Genomic DNA, 15,253 nt, shown 5'->3' with positions numbered 1-15,253 from the left:
AGCCTTAATAAATTTTAAGTTCATTGTATAAACTATCACGTTCTACGGGAATTAAATTTGAAGTTTTTATCATATCAATAAAGGTTTTAAGATTGACCCCATTAGCACTTTTAGCTCCTCCAGCACTTTGAATACTTTCTTTTTCTATAGTCCCATCAAGATCGTTGGCTCCAAATTCTTGAGCAACCATAGCAAGATTAAGCCCCATAGTTGCCCAATAAGCTTTAATATTTTTAATATTATCTAAGATAATTCTTGAAATAGCAATAGTTTTTAGAATTTCTTCACTATCCATAATTTTATCTGTTTGTATAAAGCTATTATCTCTTTGCCATACTAAAGGAATAAAAGCATTAAAACCTTTTGTTTCATCTTGTAAAGCTCTAAGTCTTAGCATATGATCAATGCGATGTTTTTTTTCTTCGATATGACCAAAAAGCATTGTAGCATTACTTTGTTTGCCTTTTTGATGCCAAAGTTTATGAATTTTAAGCCAATTTTCACTAGTTACTTTTCCTTTGCAAATTTTTTCACGTATTGTTTCATCAAAAATTTCAGCCCCACCACCTGGCATACTATCAACGCCATATTCTAACATTTTATTTATAATTTCTTCATAGCTCATATCAAAACGTCTATGCAAAAAGTCAATTTCTGCTGCTGTCATAGCTTTAATATGAATTTGAGGATATTTTGCTTTTATCATTTTAAAAATTTCTAAATACCATTGCCAAGTTACATCTTTATTATGGGCTGAAACAATGTGAATTTCTTTAGTTCCTCTTGCAATGGTTTCATCTGCTATTTTCATAATTTCTTCATGACTCATTGTATAAGGATTAGGGTTTTTTCGATGTGCTGAGAATGCACAAAATTTACAAGTATCAGCACAAACATTAGTTGGATTAATATGACGGTTTATATTGAAATATACCTTTTTTCCATGAAATTCAAGACGCTTTTTATGGGCATATTTGGCTAAGGTAAAAAGATCTAAATCCCAAAGTTTGTTAGCTTCTTCTTCATTTAATCTTGTTTGATTTTCTAGCTTTGCAATAAGATTTTTCATAATAAATTACAATTCCATTGTTTTTATAATTTTAGCATTATAAATTTAGCTTACTGAAAAAGAGTTTATAAAATTTATTTAAAAAATAAATTTAAATAAAATAGTGCTATTTTATTTAAAAAAAGAAGTTAAAATTAAAAATAAATTATACAAAAAGTAGGTAAAAATGTGTGGTATTGTAGGCTATATAGGCAATAAAGAAAAAAAACAAATTATTTTGAATGGATTAAAAGAATTAGAATATAGAGGTTATGATAGTGCTGGTTTAGCTGTTATGAAAGGATCAGAGCTTGATTTTTTTAAAGCTGTTGGAAAGCTTGAAAATTTAACAAATAAATGTGCTAATTTTACAAGCGAAGATTATGGTTTTGCTATAGGACATACAAGATGGGCAACTCATGGTAAAGCAACTGAGATAAATGCCCATCCACATTTAGGAGAATACTCTTGTGTAATCCATAATGGTATTATAGAAAATTATAAAGAAATCAAGGATAAATTAGAAAAAAAAGGTATTTCTTTTTTAAGCCAAACAGATACTGAGGTAATTGTAAAACTTTTTGAATTTTATGCTAAAGATTTAAATGCCTTTGAAGCTTTTAGACAAGTGATTAAAGAGCTTAAAGGGGCTTTTGCTATTTTGCTTCTTAGTAAAAAAGATCAAAATAAAGTTTTTTTTGCTAAAAATGCTGCTCCATTAATTATAGGAAGAAATTCTCAAAATGAACTCTTTTTTGCATCAGCAGATGCTCCTTTAGTCGGTCTTAGTGAAGAGGTGGTTTATCTTGAAGATTTAAGCTTTGGTTATGCCAATAAAGATGAACTTGTTATTTATGAAAATGATAAATTAAAAAATAAATCTTTTTCCAAATTATCAAATGACAAAGCTTATGCAAAAAAAGATGGCTTTAGATTCTTTATGGAAAAAGAAATTTATGAGCAAAGCAGGGTATTAAGTGAAGTCTTAATGGGTAGAATCAATGGAGATGAGGTAGTTTTTGATGAGCTTGAAAATGAAAATTTAAGCAATATAAGTGAAATTACCTTATGTGCTTGTGGGACAAGTTATCATGCAGCACTTACTGGAGCCTATTTATTTGAAAGGATTGCAAAAATTAAAGCTAAAGTAGAAATTGCAAGTGAATTTAGATATAGAGAAGCTCTTGTTTCTAAAGATTCTTTATTTATTGTTATTTCTCAAAGCGGGGAAACAGCAGATACTTTAGAAGCTTTAAAAATTGCCAAAGAAAAAGGTGCTAGAACTTTTGCAATTTGTAATGTGGATAATTCTAGTATCGTGCGTTTAGCACATTTAAGTCTTTTAACCCGTGCTGGAATTGAAAAAGGAGTCGCTTCTACTAAAGCTTTTGCAACACAAGTCTTAACGCTTTGGATGTTGGCAATTTTTATAGCTCAAAAGAAAAATCAAAATTTAAATAATGAAATTAAAGCTTTACTCCATATACCAAATTGTGTTGTTGTAACACAAAAATTACACGATAAAATTCATAGAATTTCTAAAAGATATTTAGATGGACATGGTTTTTTTTATATAGGTAGAGATGTATTTTATCCTTTAGCTTTAGAGGGTGCTTTAAAATTAAAAGAGCTTTCTTATTTACACGCAGAAGGTTATCCAGCAGGAGAGATGAAGCACGGACCTATAGCATTGGCTGATTCTAAACTTTATACTATTGCTTTAATGCCAAAAAATATGCTTTATGAAAAAACAAAATCAAACGTAGAAGAATTGATTGCCAGAGATTCTACTCTTCTTAGTATTTCGCCTTTAGAATTTGATCTAAGTGATGATTTTATTAAAACAACAGAACAAGAACATTATATGTGTGAATTTTTTGAAATGATGCTTATTACTCAACTTTTAGCAATGGAAATATCAATAAGACTTGGTAACGATGTTGATATGCCACGCAATCTTGCAAAAAGTGTAACGGTTGAATAAATGTGTAATTTTATCTCAATTAAAAGTATTTTTTATCTAAGGTCATTATTTTAAAGTTTAATTTATATTAATTTTAATTAATATAAATTAATTTTTTATATTAAAGGAATAATTATGCAGTATAGAATAGAACGTGATACTATGGGCGAAGTTCAAGTTTTAGATGATAAATATTGGGGAGCACAAACTCAAAGAAGTTTTGAAAATTTTAAAATAGGTACTGAGAAAATGCCTAAAGTTTTAATATATGCTTTTGCTAATCTTAAAAAAGCTTTAGCTATAGTAAATAATGATTTAGGCAAGCTTGATAATGAAAAAAAAGATGCTATTATAAAAGCTTGTGATGAGATTATAGAGGGAAAATTTGATGATAATTTCCCCCTTGCTATTTGGCAAACTGGTTCTGGAACTCAAACAAATATGAATTTAAATGAAGTAATAGCAAATCGTGCTACTGAAATTATAGGTGGAGATTTTCGTAAAGAAAAATTGATACACCCAAACGATCATGTAAATATGTCTCAAAGTTCAAATGATACTTTTCCAACCGTTATGCATATTGTTTGTGTTGAACAAATTGAAAATAAGCTCATTCCCACATTAGATGATTTAATTGCTATTTTTGAACAAAAAGTAAAAGAATTTAAAGGGATTATTAAAATAGGACGCACTCATTTGCAAGATGCTACTCCTTTGACTTTATCTCAAGAATTTAGCGGTTATTTATCTATGTTAACGCATACACGTAAGCAAATATTGCTTTCTTTGGAAAATTTAAGAGAGCTTGCCATAGGAGGAACAGCAGTTGGAACAGGTCTTAACGCTCATCCTGAAATTTCTCAAAGAGTAAGTGAGAAATTAAGTAAAATTATTGGGATAAAATTTGTTTCTAATCCAAATAAATTTCATGCTTTAACAAGTCACGATGCTATAGTTTTTACACATGGAGCTTTAAAAGCTTTAGCAGCAAATTTAATGAAAATTGCCAATGATATTCGTTTTTTGGCCTCTGGTCCTAGATGTGGTTTTGGTGAGCTTATTTTACCTGAGAATGAGCCTGGAAGCTCTATAATGCCTGGCAAAGTAAATCCAACCCAATGTGAAGCTTTAACTATGGTTGCTGTTCAAATAATGGGAAATGATGCTACTATAGGTTTTGCAGCATCTCAAGGAAATTTTGAACTTAATGTTTTTAAGCCTGTGATTATTTATAACTTTTTACAAAGTCTTAATTTATTAAGTGATGCTATGAATTCTTTTAACGTACATTGTGTAAAAGGCATTAAACCTAATAAAGAAAAAATAGCTTCTCATTTAAATAATTCTTTGATGTTGGTCACAGCTTTAAATCCACACATTGGCTATGAAAATGCTGCTAAAGTTGCAAAAAATGCTTATAAAAAAGGTATTTCCTTAAAACAAAGTGCTATGGAACTTGGTTTAATTGATGAAAAAGATTTTGATCATTTAGTAAATCCAAGTACTATGGTAAATGAAATCTAAGCTAATAAAAGCTTAGATTTTAAGAAGCTATACTAAAATTTGGACTTAAATCTATAGAATTGTTTTTGTAAATATTGCTAATAAAATTTTTAAAATCTCTGTTTTTATTATTTTCGGTTTCATTTGCATTTTCGTTTTGGTTGTTATCTTTTTTATCTTGTGTATTTTTTTCTGCTTTGAGTTTCATTGCTTCAGATCTTGCTTCCATTTCAAGTTTAAGAGCATTTGCTGCAACTTTATAATCTTGAGGACTAGGATCAGCGGGTGCCATAGCTGCTGAGGCAATTTGTCTTGCATTGGCCATAGTTTCTTCTGGTGTATTGCCTTTTTGCATACGTATAGGAACTTCTCCAGATACTGCATACATTTGATTATCAGGACCTTTAACATAACTAAAACTAGCTCCACCCGCTAAAGATCCCCCAGCAGCTTGATGCGCTGCTTCGTGAGCTTTTACTTCTCTATCTGTGCTTTGTAGTTCTCTTAATTGTTGTAGTTCTTTGGCATCAAGTTCTACGCCATTGACCATTTGTGTTTGTGTGCTTTCTTCATTTTCGTTTTGATTATTTGATTTTTTATTAGAGGTGTTTTGTTGAGCAAGATTAAAGGAATAGTTTGTATTAAAATTAATATTCATTTTGCACTTCTTATTTATTTTAAAAAATTATATTATATTTTATCTAAAATTTTTAGAAAATAAAATGTTTATAGAATATAATAAATTATTTTAGGAGTTTAAAATGTTTTATGAAAATGAGTTAATTTACATAGAAAAAGAAAATTCTCAAATTCCTTGGATTAAAATTTTTACCCAACAACCCTATAAAGAATTAAGCGATTGTCCTAGTTTTTTACAAGAAGAATTATTTAAAAAAATTTTAGCGTGCGAAAAAGCTATGATTGAATTTTATAAACCTGACAAAATAAATATAGCATCTTTTGCAAATTATGTCCCAAGAGTTCATTTTCATATAATGGCAAGATTTAAAGAAGATGCTTTTTTTCCAGAGTGTATGTGGGGTAAACAGCAAAGAGAAGAAAAAAAATTAAATTTAGCTAATTTTGATGATTTTGTTAAATTGCTAATAAAATCTTTTGATTAATGTTTAGTTAATTTTTGCTAAATAAAATATTTTTATTATTTTTATGTAAAATAAAAATTTATCAAGGAGAAATAATGAAAAAAATTTTTTTAAGTTCAGTTTTAGCGTTTTCTTTGTTGGGAAACACAGCTTTTGCTAAAGAATATACATTAGATAAATCGCATACAAATGTTGGTTTTAAAATTAAACATTTACAAATTAGCAATGTTAATGGAAGTTTTAAAGATTATAATGCTATGATTGATTTTGATCCAGCAACTTTTGAATTTAAAAAATTAGAAGCAACAATTAAAGTATCTTCAATTAATACGGAAAATCAAACAAGAGACAATCATTTATTGCAAGATGATTTTTTTAAAGCAAAAAAATATCCAGATATGACTTTTACAATGAAAAAATATGAAAAAATCAGCAATGAAAAAGGAAAAATGACAGGAATTTTAACTATAGCAGGTGTATCTAAAGAAGTAGAGTTAGATGCTGAGATTGGTGGAGCAATTAAAACAAAAGATGGCAAGGAAAAAATTGGTTTTACTTTAAGCGGTTTAATTAAACGTTCTGATTTTAAATTTGCTTCTAGCGTTTCAACAATAACTTTAAGTGATGATGTAAAATTAATTATTGATTCTGAAGCACTTGAGAAATAATCCTAAGGGAGTTCTTCCCTTAGGATTATTAAACTTTCTTTAATATTATTTTGATTATTTTTAAGTAATATTTTAAACTCTGGTTTAAATTTTTCGTTTTCAAGATAGATTTCTGTATTTTTTAACAAAGATTCTATATAAGATAGATGAGTTAAAGACATATTTTCATCTTTAAAAATAAAAATAAAATCATTTTCTACTATAAAAATTTTAGCTTTTAAACGTTTTAAAATTTTGGCAATTTGTTTTAAGATAAGTTTTTTATAGCTTTCTTTTGTAAATTCTAGTTCTGTAAAATGAAGCAATGCTATGCTAAATTCTTTTTTACCTTTTATAAAATGCGCAAGTTTTTTTTCATTTGGAAATTTGGTTAAAGGATCAAAAAAAGTATTTTTATAGGCTTGATAAATAAGATAGATACAAAAAACTATACTTGAGAGTTCAAAATATGAAATCTTTAAAGCACTATTAAAGAAAAATTGTATATAAGCCCCTATAAATGCTATTATATAAAAAAATTCTCTTTTTTTAAAACATACAAAGCTTAAGAATACAAATTCAAAAATGAAAAAAATTAAACTCAGCTCACTGATAGGATTAAAAAAATTAAAAAGATGAAAATTAAGCATTGATGCGTTAAAATCTGTGCTTTTGGTTAATACTAGTCCTAAAATTGATATTAAAAGAAAAAATACTACTATGCTAATATTTTTTTTATCAAAAATGAGTTCATTTTGTTTTTTTAAAGAGAATATAAAAAATGTAAAAGGTAAAAACAATGAAGTGAAAAGATGAGCTTGAAAAGTGCTAGCGTAAAAATAAAATAATTTGAAAAATACAAAAGCAAAAGTAATAAAAAATATTTTTGTATTTTTAAAATAAAAAGACAAAAATAACGCTAAAATTTCAAAAATCAAACTTGTAAAACTTAAAAATTCTAAGAAAAGCATAGATTTACCTTATAATTAATTTTTTGGAATGAATTTTTATTTATAAAAGTTAAAAATTTATAGATTGATTAAATTTATTAAAATTAAAATAATATTAAACTATCAAAATTTGCTTAAATATTTTAAGTCAAATTTTAATTATAGCTAAAATTTAATATTTTAAAAAGTTTTTTGTTTTTAAGAATTTTGGATTATTATATTTTGTATTAATTTGAATTAAATTTAACAATATTTCAAAAAAAATAAAATAAGATTATAAATTCTTAATCTTTATTGTATATCTTCATAAAAAGGTTATGATGAAAACTATTGATCAAATTTATCAAAATAAAATAGAAGTAAAAAAATCTGTTTTTTGGGCTTTTCTTTGTCCTTTTGCAGATTTTAAAGATTTGCTTGAAAGACTTAAAAAAGAGCATTTAAAAGCAGTGCATTTTGTTTATGCTTATAGAGTTTTAAATGAATTTAATCAAATAGTAGAAGATAAAAATGATGATAAAGAGCCAAAAGGCACTTCAGCAATGCCGGCTTTAAATGTTTTAAGAGGTAATGAACTCATTAATACAGCTGTTATTATTGTGCGTTATTTTGGAGGGATTAAACTTGGCACAGGCGGACTTGTAAGAGCTTATAGCGAAGCGGTAAATGAAGTGATTAAAAGTGCTATTTTAAAATCTTATGAAATTCAAAAAACAATTAAAATTTCTATCAATTTAAAAACATTTAGTCGTTTTGATTATTTTTTAAATAAATTTGCTATATCCTCTAAAAAAGAATTTAAAGAAGATATAGTATTAATAACACTTTGTTTAAATGAAATTCAAGAACAAGAATTAAAAATTTTTTTAAAAAATTTCTCTTTTAAAGATTTTCAATTCTTGTAAGTTTAAATCATTCCCAAAAGTTCATTTAAAACTTTATTTTGTGTATTTTGTTCATTTTGATTTATAGATTGTGATTGAATTTGAGATTCTTCATTTTGTCTAAAACGATAAGAATATAAATTCGAATTTAAAGCATAAGAACTCATAGTCGAATCATTTTCTTGAATTTTATTTTGTGTTTCTAAAGAAGTTTGTTGATTTTGTTGATTTTGACTACTTTCATTTGAAAGCATATCCATAAAACTTTGCTGTTCGCTAGAAGAAAAATCTTCAACTTCTTTATTTACTTGTTTATAAACTCCGCTTGAAATATCATATTCATAAGAGCTTATGATTTTAAAATTTGTTTGCATTATTTCTCCTTTCAAAATATAAAAAATATGCAAGCAAAAAACATTCCTTTAATCACCACACGGAGCAATAAATTCAGGATCTAATTCGTGATTTTTGATAAATTCTTCTTTAGCTTTTTTACAATTTTGATCTCTTAATTTTCTGTATTCATTACGAATTTGAAGTTCTTTTTCGCTCAATTTTCTATCTTCTAAAAAGCTAATGTGAAAATAAGTATCATCTGCTTTAGAATATTTTTTATAAAAATCCATATAATCAAAATAGTCTTTTCCATTATCAAATTCAACGATTTCTTCTATATAAATAGTTGGTCCAAAACCTTTATGATTTTGTGTGAAATGACCAAAGCCAGCACTATATTGAACTCTAAATTTAGCCATTTTTTTCTCCTAAAAATTCTTCATAACTTCCGCGAAAATCTAAAAGTTCTCCATCTTTTAACTCCCAAATACGATTAGCAAAAGAACTTATTAATTCCCTATCGTGACTGATGCAAAGTGCTACTCCTTTAAAATTATACAAGGCTTCTCCTAAGGCTATAATACTTTCAAGATCTAAATGATTATCCGGTTCATCTAAGATTAAGAAATTAGATTTTTCTAACATTAAACGTGAGAGCATTAAGCGGTGTTTTTCTCCCCCGCTTAAATTAGCTGCCATTTTTTCTTGTTCGCTTCCACTAAATAACATTCTTCCTAAGCATTTTCGAATTTCATCTAAATCTTTAAATTTTTCACTCATAAGCCATTCGTAAAGTTTTAAATTTTCATTTATAATATTGCTTGTGTCTTGTGGAAAATATCCTAGTTCTATTGTAGCACCTAAATGCACATTGCCACTATCTGGATTTATTTCATTCATAATGATTTTAGCAAGAGTAGATTTGCCAACCCCATTAGCACCAATTAATGCTATTTTGTCATTTTTTTCTATTTTTAAATTTAAATTTGAAAATAGTTTTTTATCATAAGTTTTAGAGATTTCTTTAAATTCTAAGATTTCATTACCTATTTCTCTACTAGTCCTAAATACTATACTAGGATCGCGTCTTGTTGAAATTTTAATTTCTTCAAGTTCTAATTTTTCTAAAGCTTTGGCTCTACTTGTAGCTTGTTTTGCTTTTGAGGCATTAGCACTAAAACGACGGATAAAATTTTCTAATTCTTCTTTTTCTTTTAAAGCCTTATCTCTTTTAAGCTCTGCTTGTTTAGCAAGTAGGGTAGAAGCCATATACCAATCATCATAATTTCCTGCAAAATCTCTAATTTGTTTAAAATCTACATCTAAAATTCTGGTGCAAATTTTATTTAAAAAATGTCTATCGTGAGAAATTACAACTAAGGTTCCATCGTGTCTTAAAAGTTCATTCTCAAGCCAAGAAATTGCTTCTAAATCAAGGTTGTTTGTAGGTTCATCTAAAAATAACACATCAGCGCCTAAAAATAATACTTGTGCAAGTAAAACTTTAAATTTATCCGCACTTTTTAAAGTGCTCATTAAAGCATTAAAATCTTTGATTTTTAAAGAGCTTAAGATTTTTTCACAACGCACTTCACAATCATAGTTTGGATCTTCTTCTGCGCAGATCATTTCAAGCTCACTTAAGCGTTCATTGATCTCATCTGTGAATTCTTCACTCATATAGAGTTTTTCTTTTTCTTTTAAAGCCTCGTATAATCTTTTATTTGCACACATTACTGCATCTTTGATTGTATAATTTTCAAAAGCAAATTGATCTTGCCCTAAAACAGCAATCCTTAATCCCTCATCAAAAATAATTTCTCCACTACTAGCCTCTATTTCGTTTGAAAGAATTTTTAAAAAGGTTGATTTTCCAGCACCATTAGCACCTATGAGTCCATATCTTTGTCCGCGTAAAAGTTTTAAATTTACATTTTCAAATAAAAGTTGATTAGCAAAACGCATAGTAAGATTTTTTACTTCAACCATAATAATCCTTAGCTTAGTCTTGATTTTCAAAATTGTAGCAAAAAAGAATTTTTTTAGGCTTAGAGATTATAGGTTTTGTAGCTTTTATGAAAAAATTTTCTAAGTTTTAAACTTAGAAAATTATATTTTATTTTAGATTGCTAACAACATTTTTTTTAATTTCAAAATTAAATTTTTTGATATTTAAGAATATAATCTATGATTTTATTATAATTTTCTTTTTTAATTTTTTTATAAACTAAAAATAAATAAACTCCCCACCAAATAATGCCACATATTAAAAAAATTGCAAAAAATGCAAAAAAAATTTCAGATAAATCTGCATTTTCTTTTTCGTAATTTGCCCCTAAAATAAGAAACAATATACAAGGAAACAAGGATAAAACCAAACGCAACAATCCTAATGCATAATCTTTTATCATAAATCTATCAAGTGCCAGAAAACCAAGGCCTAAACAAGCACTTATTATACTAGCTATGATTGGAGTGGCGGTATTTTGAAGTTGTATTAATGCTAAATTTGATACAACTTCTTCTTTGTTTTGTAATTGTTCAAATTTTAATTTTAGATTAAGTGAATCTTCTTGTTTTATCTTATCTTGAATACTTAAAAGATAAATATTATAATCCATATTTTTCCTTTTTATTTAGGTAAGATAATTAACTTTTAAGGCATTTTTGCCTTAAAAGTTAATTAAATCTGCTAATTTCTACATATACCATACCATCATCTGTATATTTAGCAGAATATTCAATCCAAGCATCCCATTTCATAGAATTTGAATTGATAATTCCATTTGCTTTTACCTGAGCTTTACAATATTGTGTTTTATTTTCTTTATCAGTCATCTCGCTCATAAAGCCACTATAGGTAAATTTTAATTTTTTACGATCAACTTCAGAAAATCTTTCAAATCTATTTTCTAAAATAATATCAGTTAGAACTTTTTGTACATCTTTATCATTACATTTTGAGATACCACCACTACAAGCACTTAAAAGTATTGCTAAAACTCCAATAAAATAAATTTTTATATTTTTCATTTTTACTCCTTTTAATTATCTAAAAATTCTACATAAATTTTTGCGCCATCATCTGTATATCTGGCACTATAACGCACATTTTCTTCTGCAACGCCTCCTTTAAATAAAACTCTTTTTAATATCCCTCTTTCATACTTTTGAAGCATTTCTTTAGGCATTTGGGGATAAGTAATTGTTAGAGTTGCTTGACAATAAGTGATTTTTTTACTTTCGTTTTCTTCTGTGATAAAATCACTAAATTGAGTATAAGCAAATTCATTAGTATATTCTTTCAAATCAAGTATAGGTTTAAAATTGGCTTTTAAAACTCCTAGTGTATCAGTAGATAACATAGCTTCTATATCTCTTAAATCCATACCATTAAGATTTAAATACATTGCTTTTAAAGACTTTTCATCAAGTCCATATTCAACATAAACCCATTCATCCTTATCTAAAATTTCTTTTAAGATTTGCAAAACAACCTTATCATTACATCTTGGCTTAGTATCAAACCAAGATGCATAAGAAAAAGAGCTAAGACAAAGTAAAATAATCAAGATTTTTTTCATTAATTTTCCACACAAGCTTGAAAATTTTTTTCATCAAAGCTAAACTGAAGCATTCTTAGCGTTAGATCTTGTATTTTTTTAATATTTTCTTGTGTTTTTGGCAAAGAATCAGCCTCTATAAGCTCTTCTTTGAAGTGTTTGACTGTAATATTTGCAGCACAATTGCAAAAATTTTTTATTTTTATATCAGTGCTACCTTGCATACACTCATTTGCAAAGACCTTTTTAAAATCTTGCAGTGTATTACCAAAAGCTATATTTATCAAAAATACACAAGAGATTAGCATTATGAAAACTTTTTTCATTTTATGCTTCTTCAATAATTTTGTTTATCTTTTCAAAATTTTGTTTTCTTAGTTTTTTACCTACTAAAAACATATCTACAATCCACCAAATCCAATTGATAAAACCTAGTAAACCATATATTATTCCTAAAGCACTATATTCAAACATTAAGCTACCGCAAATTAAAGCTATAGCTGTAATTGCTAAACGCATAAAACCTAAAATTAAATCTCCTATCATAAAACGTCCCACTCCTAAACCACCAAATAAAAAAGTTCCTACCCAAAAAACTAAAGCAGGACTTTTTAGTTTAATCATTGGAAGTTGTGCAATCACTTGTTTTTGCCTATCTTCACTAAGACGTTCAAATTTATCCTTTAGCGTTATCGTAGATACACCATCTTTTGGTAGTTTATCTCCAATACTAAGTAATAAAGAATTAAAATCCAAGGTAACTCCTTAAAAAATGATTATTTCAATGATTATTTCAATGAATATTTCAATGAATATTTCAATGAATATTTCAATGAATATTTCAATGAATATTTCAATGAATATTTCAATGAAACGAAATGGAATTATTTCAAAATAATATTTAAATATTAAATGTTTATTTAAAAATTAGTTGAATATTTCAAGTGTTTTTGATAAAGAAAATTTTTTATAAAATCAAAAAATTTAAATACTTAAGGAAAAATTTTGTCTAAAAAAACCAAACGCGATATGGCTTATCATTTGGATATTGATGTTAGCACTTTATATAATTGGAGAAAATATAAGCCAAATTTATATCGTATTGTGATGCTTGGTTTTAAATTTGATGAACTTTTAGAACAAAATAAAAAAAATTATGAAGAGCTTTTGAAGATAGAGCAAAAGATAAATGAAGAGTTGTTAAAATATAAATGATTTAAGCGATTTATTTAAGTTTATTTAAGTAAAATTGGCTTATGAAAGAAAATAGATATCTTAAATATTTTATTTTATTATTAAGCCTAGATTTGTTAGCCCTTTTTTATGGAATTTCAACTCTAAGCATTAGTGGTGATGAGGCTAAGATTTATTTTGATACCAAAGGTTTGCTTTATTATATAACCCATTTTGGAACCTTTATCTTAGGGGTAAATGATTTTGGCTTACGTATGCCTTTTGTAATCATTCATATTTTAAGTTGTATTTTGTTGTATTTGCTTGCCAAAAAATACAATAAAACAGATAAAGATGTTTTCTTCTCTTTGTTTCTTTTTATTTTATTGCCTGGAAGTGTGGCTGGTGCTTTACTTGTAAATGAAGCTTCGTATGTGATATTTCTATCTTTGGCTATACTTTGCGCTTATGAATATGAGAAAAAAAATTTATTTTTTTTACTTTTATTTTTTTCTCTTTTTGTGGATAAATCTTTTATTGTTTTATTTTTGACTTTTTTCTTTTTTGGAATTTATAAACGTGATATTTTTCTTTTTTCTTTTTCTTTTTTTCTTTTTTTATCTTGTGTGTTTTTATATGGTTTTGATGTAGGCGGTAAGCCTAAAGGATACTTTTTAGACATTCTTGGAATTTTTTCTCTTTGTTTTTCGCCTTTAGTGTTTGTTTATTTTTTTTATGTTATTTATAGGTTGGCTTTTAAGAAAAATAAAAATTTACTTTGGTTTTTAATCTCTACAACTTTTATTTTTTGTTCTTTGCTTTCTTTAAGGCAAAAATTGTCCATAGAAGATTTTTTACCTTTTTGTGTAATTTGTACTCCTTTGCTTATAAAAGCATTAATGCAATCTTATCGTGTGAGATTGCCAGAATTTAGAAGTAAATATAAAATTCTTATTAGACTTAGTGTTTTATTTTTAATTGTATTTTATTTGCTTATTTTGGGTAATTATATTTTGTATTTTTTTATAAAAGATCCAAAATTGCATTTTGCTCATAATTATCACATCGCAAAAGAATTGAGCGTGAAATTAAAAGAAGAAGGCATTAGTGCGATCCATACTACTTCACGTGCTTTGCAAAGAAGATTGCGTTTTTATGGCATCAAAGATAGTTCTAGCTTATATTTAAAAGATGGATTAAGGGATAAAAATTTAAAAACCATTGCTATAAAACTTGGGAAACACAAAATCAACTATCAATTAAGTTATGAAAAAAGCTTTTAGTTTATTAGAGCTTGTTTTGGTTATATTTATCATAGGAATTATTTTTAGTTTGATAAATTTTTACAAACCAAAAGATAGATTAATGGAAGCAGCTGTGCAAATTCTTAATGATATCGTTTATGTAAGAAATTTAGCAATGTTGCAAACTGATTTTAGAATTAAAGAATTTAGTGTAGCAAAAAGAGAGTGGTATAAAAGCAAATGGCAACTTTATTTTATAAAATCTTCTTCTGCAACGAATAATGAGCAAACTTATACTATTTTTTTAGATAAAAATGGAGATGGAAATGCAAATTTAGGTAAAACAGATATTAATCTTGATAGAGAAATTGCTGTAGATATTTTAAATCCTACAAAACTTATGAATTCAGGACAAAGCGGAGTTATTTCTAAATTGGATAAAAAAGCTAGTAAAAGATTTAATATAGAAGAACAATTTGGCATTTCTTCTGTAGAATTTAAAGGATCTTGTAGTGGAAGTACAAGAATAGTTTTTGATGAATTAGGCAGACTTTATTCTCCACTTAAAAACGCAAAAAATATCTATGATAAAACTCTTGCTAAGAAGAATGAACCTTGTATTATAAGATTGCAATCTAAATTTAATAAACAAATTTGTATAGTTATTGATCCTTTAACTGGCTATGCTTATATACCAAAATTTAAAAGTTTTAACAACCAACCCATCTCATTTAAAAACACTTCAAAGCTTTGTTCTAAAATTTAAGCATAATCTATCAATGAAATTAAATTTTTAACACAGCTTTATATTTATCATTAAATTGTTTTTTATTTAGTTT

19 protein-coding genes are annotated in these 15,253 nt (G+C 26.6%); 8 read left to right on the top strand and 11 right to left on the bottom strand.

The features are described 5' to 3' along the window. Positions 1 to 4 precede the first annotated feature (4 nt). Positions 5 to 1,069, bottom strand: coding sequence for an aminofutalosine synthase MqnE (gene mqnE / locus JG676_RS05420; RefSeq protein WP_200217551.1), 1,065 nt, complete (start codon positions 1,067 to 1,069; stop codon positions 5 to 7). A 166-nt stretch (positions 1,070 to 1,235) separates the two neighbouring features. On the opposite strand from mqnE, the gene glmS reads away from it, so the two are divergent. Next, positions 1,236 to 3,032, top strand: coding sequence for a glutamine--fructose-6-phosphate transaminase (isomerizing) (gene glmS, locus JG676_RS05415; RefSeq protein WP_200170244.1), 1,797 nt, complete (start codon positions 1,236 to 1,238; stop codon positions 3,030 to 3,032). A 114-nt stretch (positions 3,033 to 3,146) separates the two neighbouring features. After that, entirely contained in the window at positions 3,147 to 4,535 is a 1,389-nt protein-coding gene (gene fumC / locus JG676_RS05410; protein ID WP_200170243.1) for a class II fumarate hydratase, read from the top strand. A gap of 19 nt (positions 4,536 to 4,554) precedes the next feature. Here the strand turns inward: fumC and JG676_RS05405 are convergent, their stop codons facing one another. Continuing rightward, complete coding sequence (locus tag JG676_RS05405) at positions 4,555 to 5,172, bottom strand: putative metalloprotease CJM1_0395 family protein (protein ID WP_200217550.1); 618 nt, start codon at positions 5,170 to 5,172, stop codon at positions 4,555 to 4,557. 103 nt (positions 5,173 to 5,275) lie between these two features. Between JG676_RS05405 and JG676_RS05400 the strand changes: the two genes are divergently transcribed. Together JG676_RS05400 and JG676_RS05395 are read left to right on the top strand one after the other, a co-directional pair. Beyond that, positions 5,276 to 5,638 carry an HIT family protein gene (locus JG676_RS05400; protein WP_200217549.1) on the top strand — a complete coding sequence of 121 codons (363 nt, stop codon included), beginning with the start codon at positions 5,276 to 5,278 and terminating at the stop codon, positions 5,636 to 5,638. Between the two features lie 74 nt (positions 5,639 to 5,712). Then, positions 5,713 to 6,285, top strand: a complete 573-nt coding sequence (locus tag JG676_RS05395) for a YceI family protein (RefSeq protein ID WP_200217548.1) — start codon at positions 5,713 to 5,715, stop codon at positions 6,283 to 6,285. Between the two features lie 2 nt (positions 6,286 to 6,287). On the opposite strand, the gene JG676_RS05390 is transcribed toward JG676_RS05395, so the two are convergent. After that, complete coding sequence (locus JG676_RS05390) at positions 6,288 to 7,235, bottom strand: hypothetical protein (RefSeq protein WP_200217547.1); 948 nt, start codon at positions 7,233 to 7,235, stop codon at positions 6,288 to 6,290. 299 nt (positions 7,236 to 7,534) lie between these two features. On the opposite strand from JG676_RS05390, the gene JG676_RS05385 reads away from it, so the two are divergent. Then, positions 7,535 to 8,119, top strand: coding sequence for a YigZ family protein (locus JG676_RS05385; RefSeq protein ID WP_200170238.1), 585 nt, complete (start codon positions 7,535 to 7,537; stop codon positions 8,117 to 8,119). A 2-nt stretch (positions 8,120 to 8,121) separates the two neighbouring features. Here the strand turns inward: JG676_RS05385 and JG676_RS05380 are convergent, their stop codons facing one another. From JG676_RS05380 to JG676_RS05345, 8 genes are all read right to left on the bottom strand, one after another. Next, positions 8,122 to 8,472, bottom strand: coding sequence for a hypothetical protein (locus JG676_RS05380; protein WP_200170237.1), 351 nt, complete (start codon positions 8,470 to 8,472; stop codon positions 8,122 to 8,124). Between the two features lie 48 nt (positions 8,473 to 8,520). Then, on the bottom strand, positions 8,521 to 8,853 hold the full coding sequence (locus JG676_RS05375) for a hypothetical protein (protein WP_200170236.1): 333 nt from the start codon (positions 8,851 to 8,853) through the stop codon (positions 8,521 to 8,523). After that, positions 8,846 to 10,423: an ABC-F family ATP-binding cassette domain-containing protein gene (locus JG676_RS05370; protein ID WP_200217546.1), complete on the bottom strand. Its 1,578-nt coding sequence runs from the start codon at positions 10,421 to 10,423 to the stop codon at positions 8,846 to 8,848. Before JG676_RS05370 ends, JG676_RS05375 begins: the two co-directional genes overlap by 8 nt. 167 nt (positions 10,424 to 10,590) lie before the next feature. After that, the gene (locus tag JG676_RS05365; protein WP_200217545.1) at positions 10,591 to 11,055 is read right to left on the bottom strand and encodes a hypothetical protein; all 465 of its coding nucleotides are present in this window, start codon (positions 11,053 to 11,055) and stop codon (positions 10,591 to 10,593) included. Between the two features lie 58 nt (positions 11,056 to 11,113). Further along, positions 11,114 to 11,467 carry a hypothetical protein gene (locus JG676_RS05360; protein WP_200217544.1) on the bottom strand — a complete coding sequence of 118 codons (354 nt, stop codon included), beginning with the start codon at positions 11,465 to 11,467 and terminating at the stop codon, positions 11,114 to 11,116. An 11-nt stretch (positions 11,468 to 11,478) separates the two neighbouring features. Next, a complete protein-coding gene (locus JG676_RS05355) occupies positions 11,479 to 12,018 on the bottom strand; it encodes a hypothetical protein (RefSeq protein ID WP_200217543.1) in 540 nt (179 codons plus the stop codon). After that, complete coding sequence (locus JG676_RS05350; RefSeq protein WP_200217542.1) at positions 12,018 to 12,323, bottom strand: hypothetical protein; 306 nt, start codon at positions 12,321 to 12,323, stop codon at positions 12,018 to 12,020. Before JG676_RS05350 ends, JG676_RS05355 begins: the two co-directional genes overlap by 1 nt. Position 12,324: 1 nt before the next feature. Then, the gene (locus tag JG676_RS05345; RefSeq protein WP_200170230.1) at positions 12,325 to 12,753 is read right to left on the bottom strand and encodes a hypothetical protein; all 429 of its coding nucleotides are present in this window, start codon (positions 12,751 to 12,753) and stop codon (positions 12,325 to 12,327) included. Positions 12,754 to 13,002: 249 nt separating this feature from the next. Between JG676_RS05345 and JG676_RS05340 the strand changes: the two genes are divergently transcribed. From JG676_RS05340 to JG676_RS05330, 3 genes are read left to right on the top strand one after another with little or no spacing between them, the layout of a single operon-like run. Continuing rightward, positions 13,003 to 13,212, top strand: coding sequence for a transcriptional regulator (locus tag JG676_RS05340; protein WP_200170229.1), 210 nt, complete (start codon positions 13,003 to 13,005; stop codon positions 13,210 to 13,212). 41 nt (positions 13,213 to 13,253) lie between these two features. Then, positions 13,254 to 14,453, top strand: a complete 1,200-nt coding sequence (locus JG676_RS05335) for a glycosyltransferase family 39 protein (RefSeq protein ID WP_200217541.1) — start codon at positions 13,254 to 13,256, stop codon at positions 14,451 to 14,453. Then, positions 14,437 to 15,180, top strand: a complete 744-nt coding sequence (locus tag JG676_RS05330) for a Tfp pilus assembly protein FimT/FimU (protein WP_200170227.1) — start codon at positions 14,437 to 14,439, stop codon at positions 15,178 to 15,180. Before JG676_RS05335 ends, JG676_RS05330 begins: the two co-directional genes overlap by 17 nt. Positions 15,181 to 15,253 lie beyond the last annotated feature (73 nt).

Origin of the sequence: Campylobacter sp. 2018MI34, from assembly GCF_016598975.1 — a bacterium.
Lineage (GTDB): Bacteria > Campylobacterota > Campylobacteria > Campylobacterales > Campylobacteraceae > Campylobacter_D.
Note: the sequence above shows the minus strand (reverse complement) of the source record. Positions and strands in the feature narration are given on the sequence as shown.

Bases quoted from the DNA above. Each gene is read 5' to 3' on its own strand.
- glmS (WP_200170244.1), top strand. From the start codon at position 1,236: ATGTGTGGTATTGTAGGCTATATAGGCAATAAAGAAAAAAAACAAATT.
- mqnE (WP_200217551.1), bottom strand. From the start codon at position 1,069: ATGAAAAATCTTATTGCAAAGCTAGAAAATCAAACAAGATTAAATGAA.
- JG676_RS05330 (WP_200170227.1), top strand. From the start codon at position 14,437: ATGAAAAAAGCTTTTAGTTTATTAGAGCTTGTTTTGGTTATATTTATC.
- JG676_RS05400 (WP_200217549.1), top strand. From the start codon at position 5,276: ATGTTTTATGAAAATGAGTTAATTTACATAGAAAAAGAAAATTCTCAA.
- JG676_RS05335 (WP_200217541.1), top strand. From the start codon at position 13,254: ATGAAAGAAAATAGATATCTTAAATATTTTATTTTATTATTAAGCCTA.
- JG676_RS05360 (WP_200217544.1), bottom strand. From the start codon at position 11,467: ATGAAAAATATAAAAATTTATTTTATTGGAGTTTTAGCAATACTTTTA.
- JG676_RS05390 (WP_200217547.1), bottom strand. From the start codon at position 7,235: ATGCTTTTCTTAGAATTTTTAAGTTTTACAAGTTTGATTTTTGAAATT.
- JG676_RS05395 (WP_200217548.1), top strand. From the start codon at position 5,713: ATGAAAAAAATTTTTTTAAGTTCAGTTTTAGCGTTTTCTTTGTTGGGA.
- JG676_RS05375 (WP_200170236.1), bottom strand. From the start codon at position 8,853: ATGGCTAAATTTAGAGTTCAATATAGTGCTGGCTTTGGTCATTTCACA.
- JG676_RS05380 (WP_200170237.1), bottom strand. From the start codon at position 8,472: ATGCAAACAAATTTTAAAATCATAAGCTCTTATGAATATGATATTTCA.
- JG676_RS05370 (WP_200217546.1), bottom strand. From the start codon at position 10,423: ATGGTTGAAGTAAAAAATCTTACTATGCGTTTTGCTAATCAACTTTTA.
- JG676_RS05365 (WP_200217545.1), bottom strand. From the start codon at position 11,055: ATGGATTATAATATTTATCTTTTAAGTATTCAAGATAAGATAAAACAA.
- JG676_RS05355 (WP_200217543.1), bottom strand. From the start codon at position 12,018: ATGAAAAAAATCTTGATTATTTTACTTTGTCTTAGCTCTTTTTCTTAT.
- JG676_RS05405 (WP_200217550.1), bottom strand. From the start codon at position 5,172: ATGAATATTAATTTTAATACAAACTATTCCTTTAATCTTGCTCAACAA.
- JG676_RS05350 (WP_200217542.1), bottom strand. From the start codon at position 12,323: ATGAAAAAAGTTTTCATAATGCTAATCTCTTGTGTATTTTTGATAAAT.
- JG676_RS05385 (WP_200170238.1), top strand. From the start codon at position 7,535: ATGAAAACTATTGATCAAATTTATCAAAATAAAATAGAAGTAAAAAAA.
- fumC (WP_200170243.1), top strand. From the start codon at position 3,147: ATGCAGTATAGAATAGAACGTGATACTATGGGCGAAGTTCAAGTTTTA.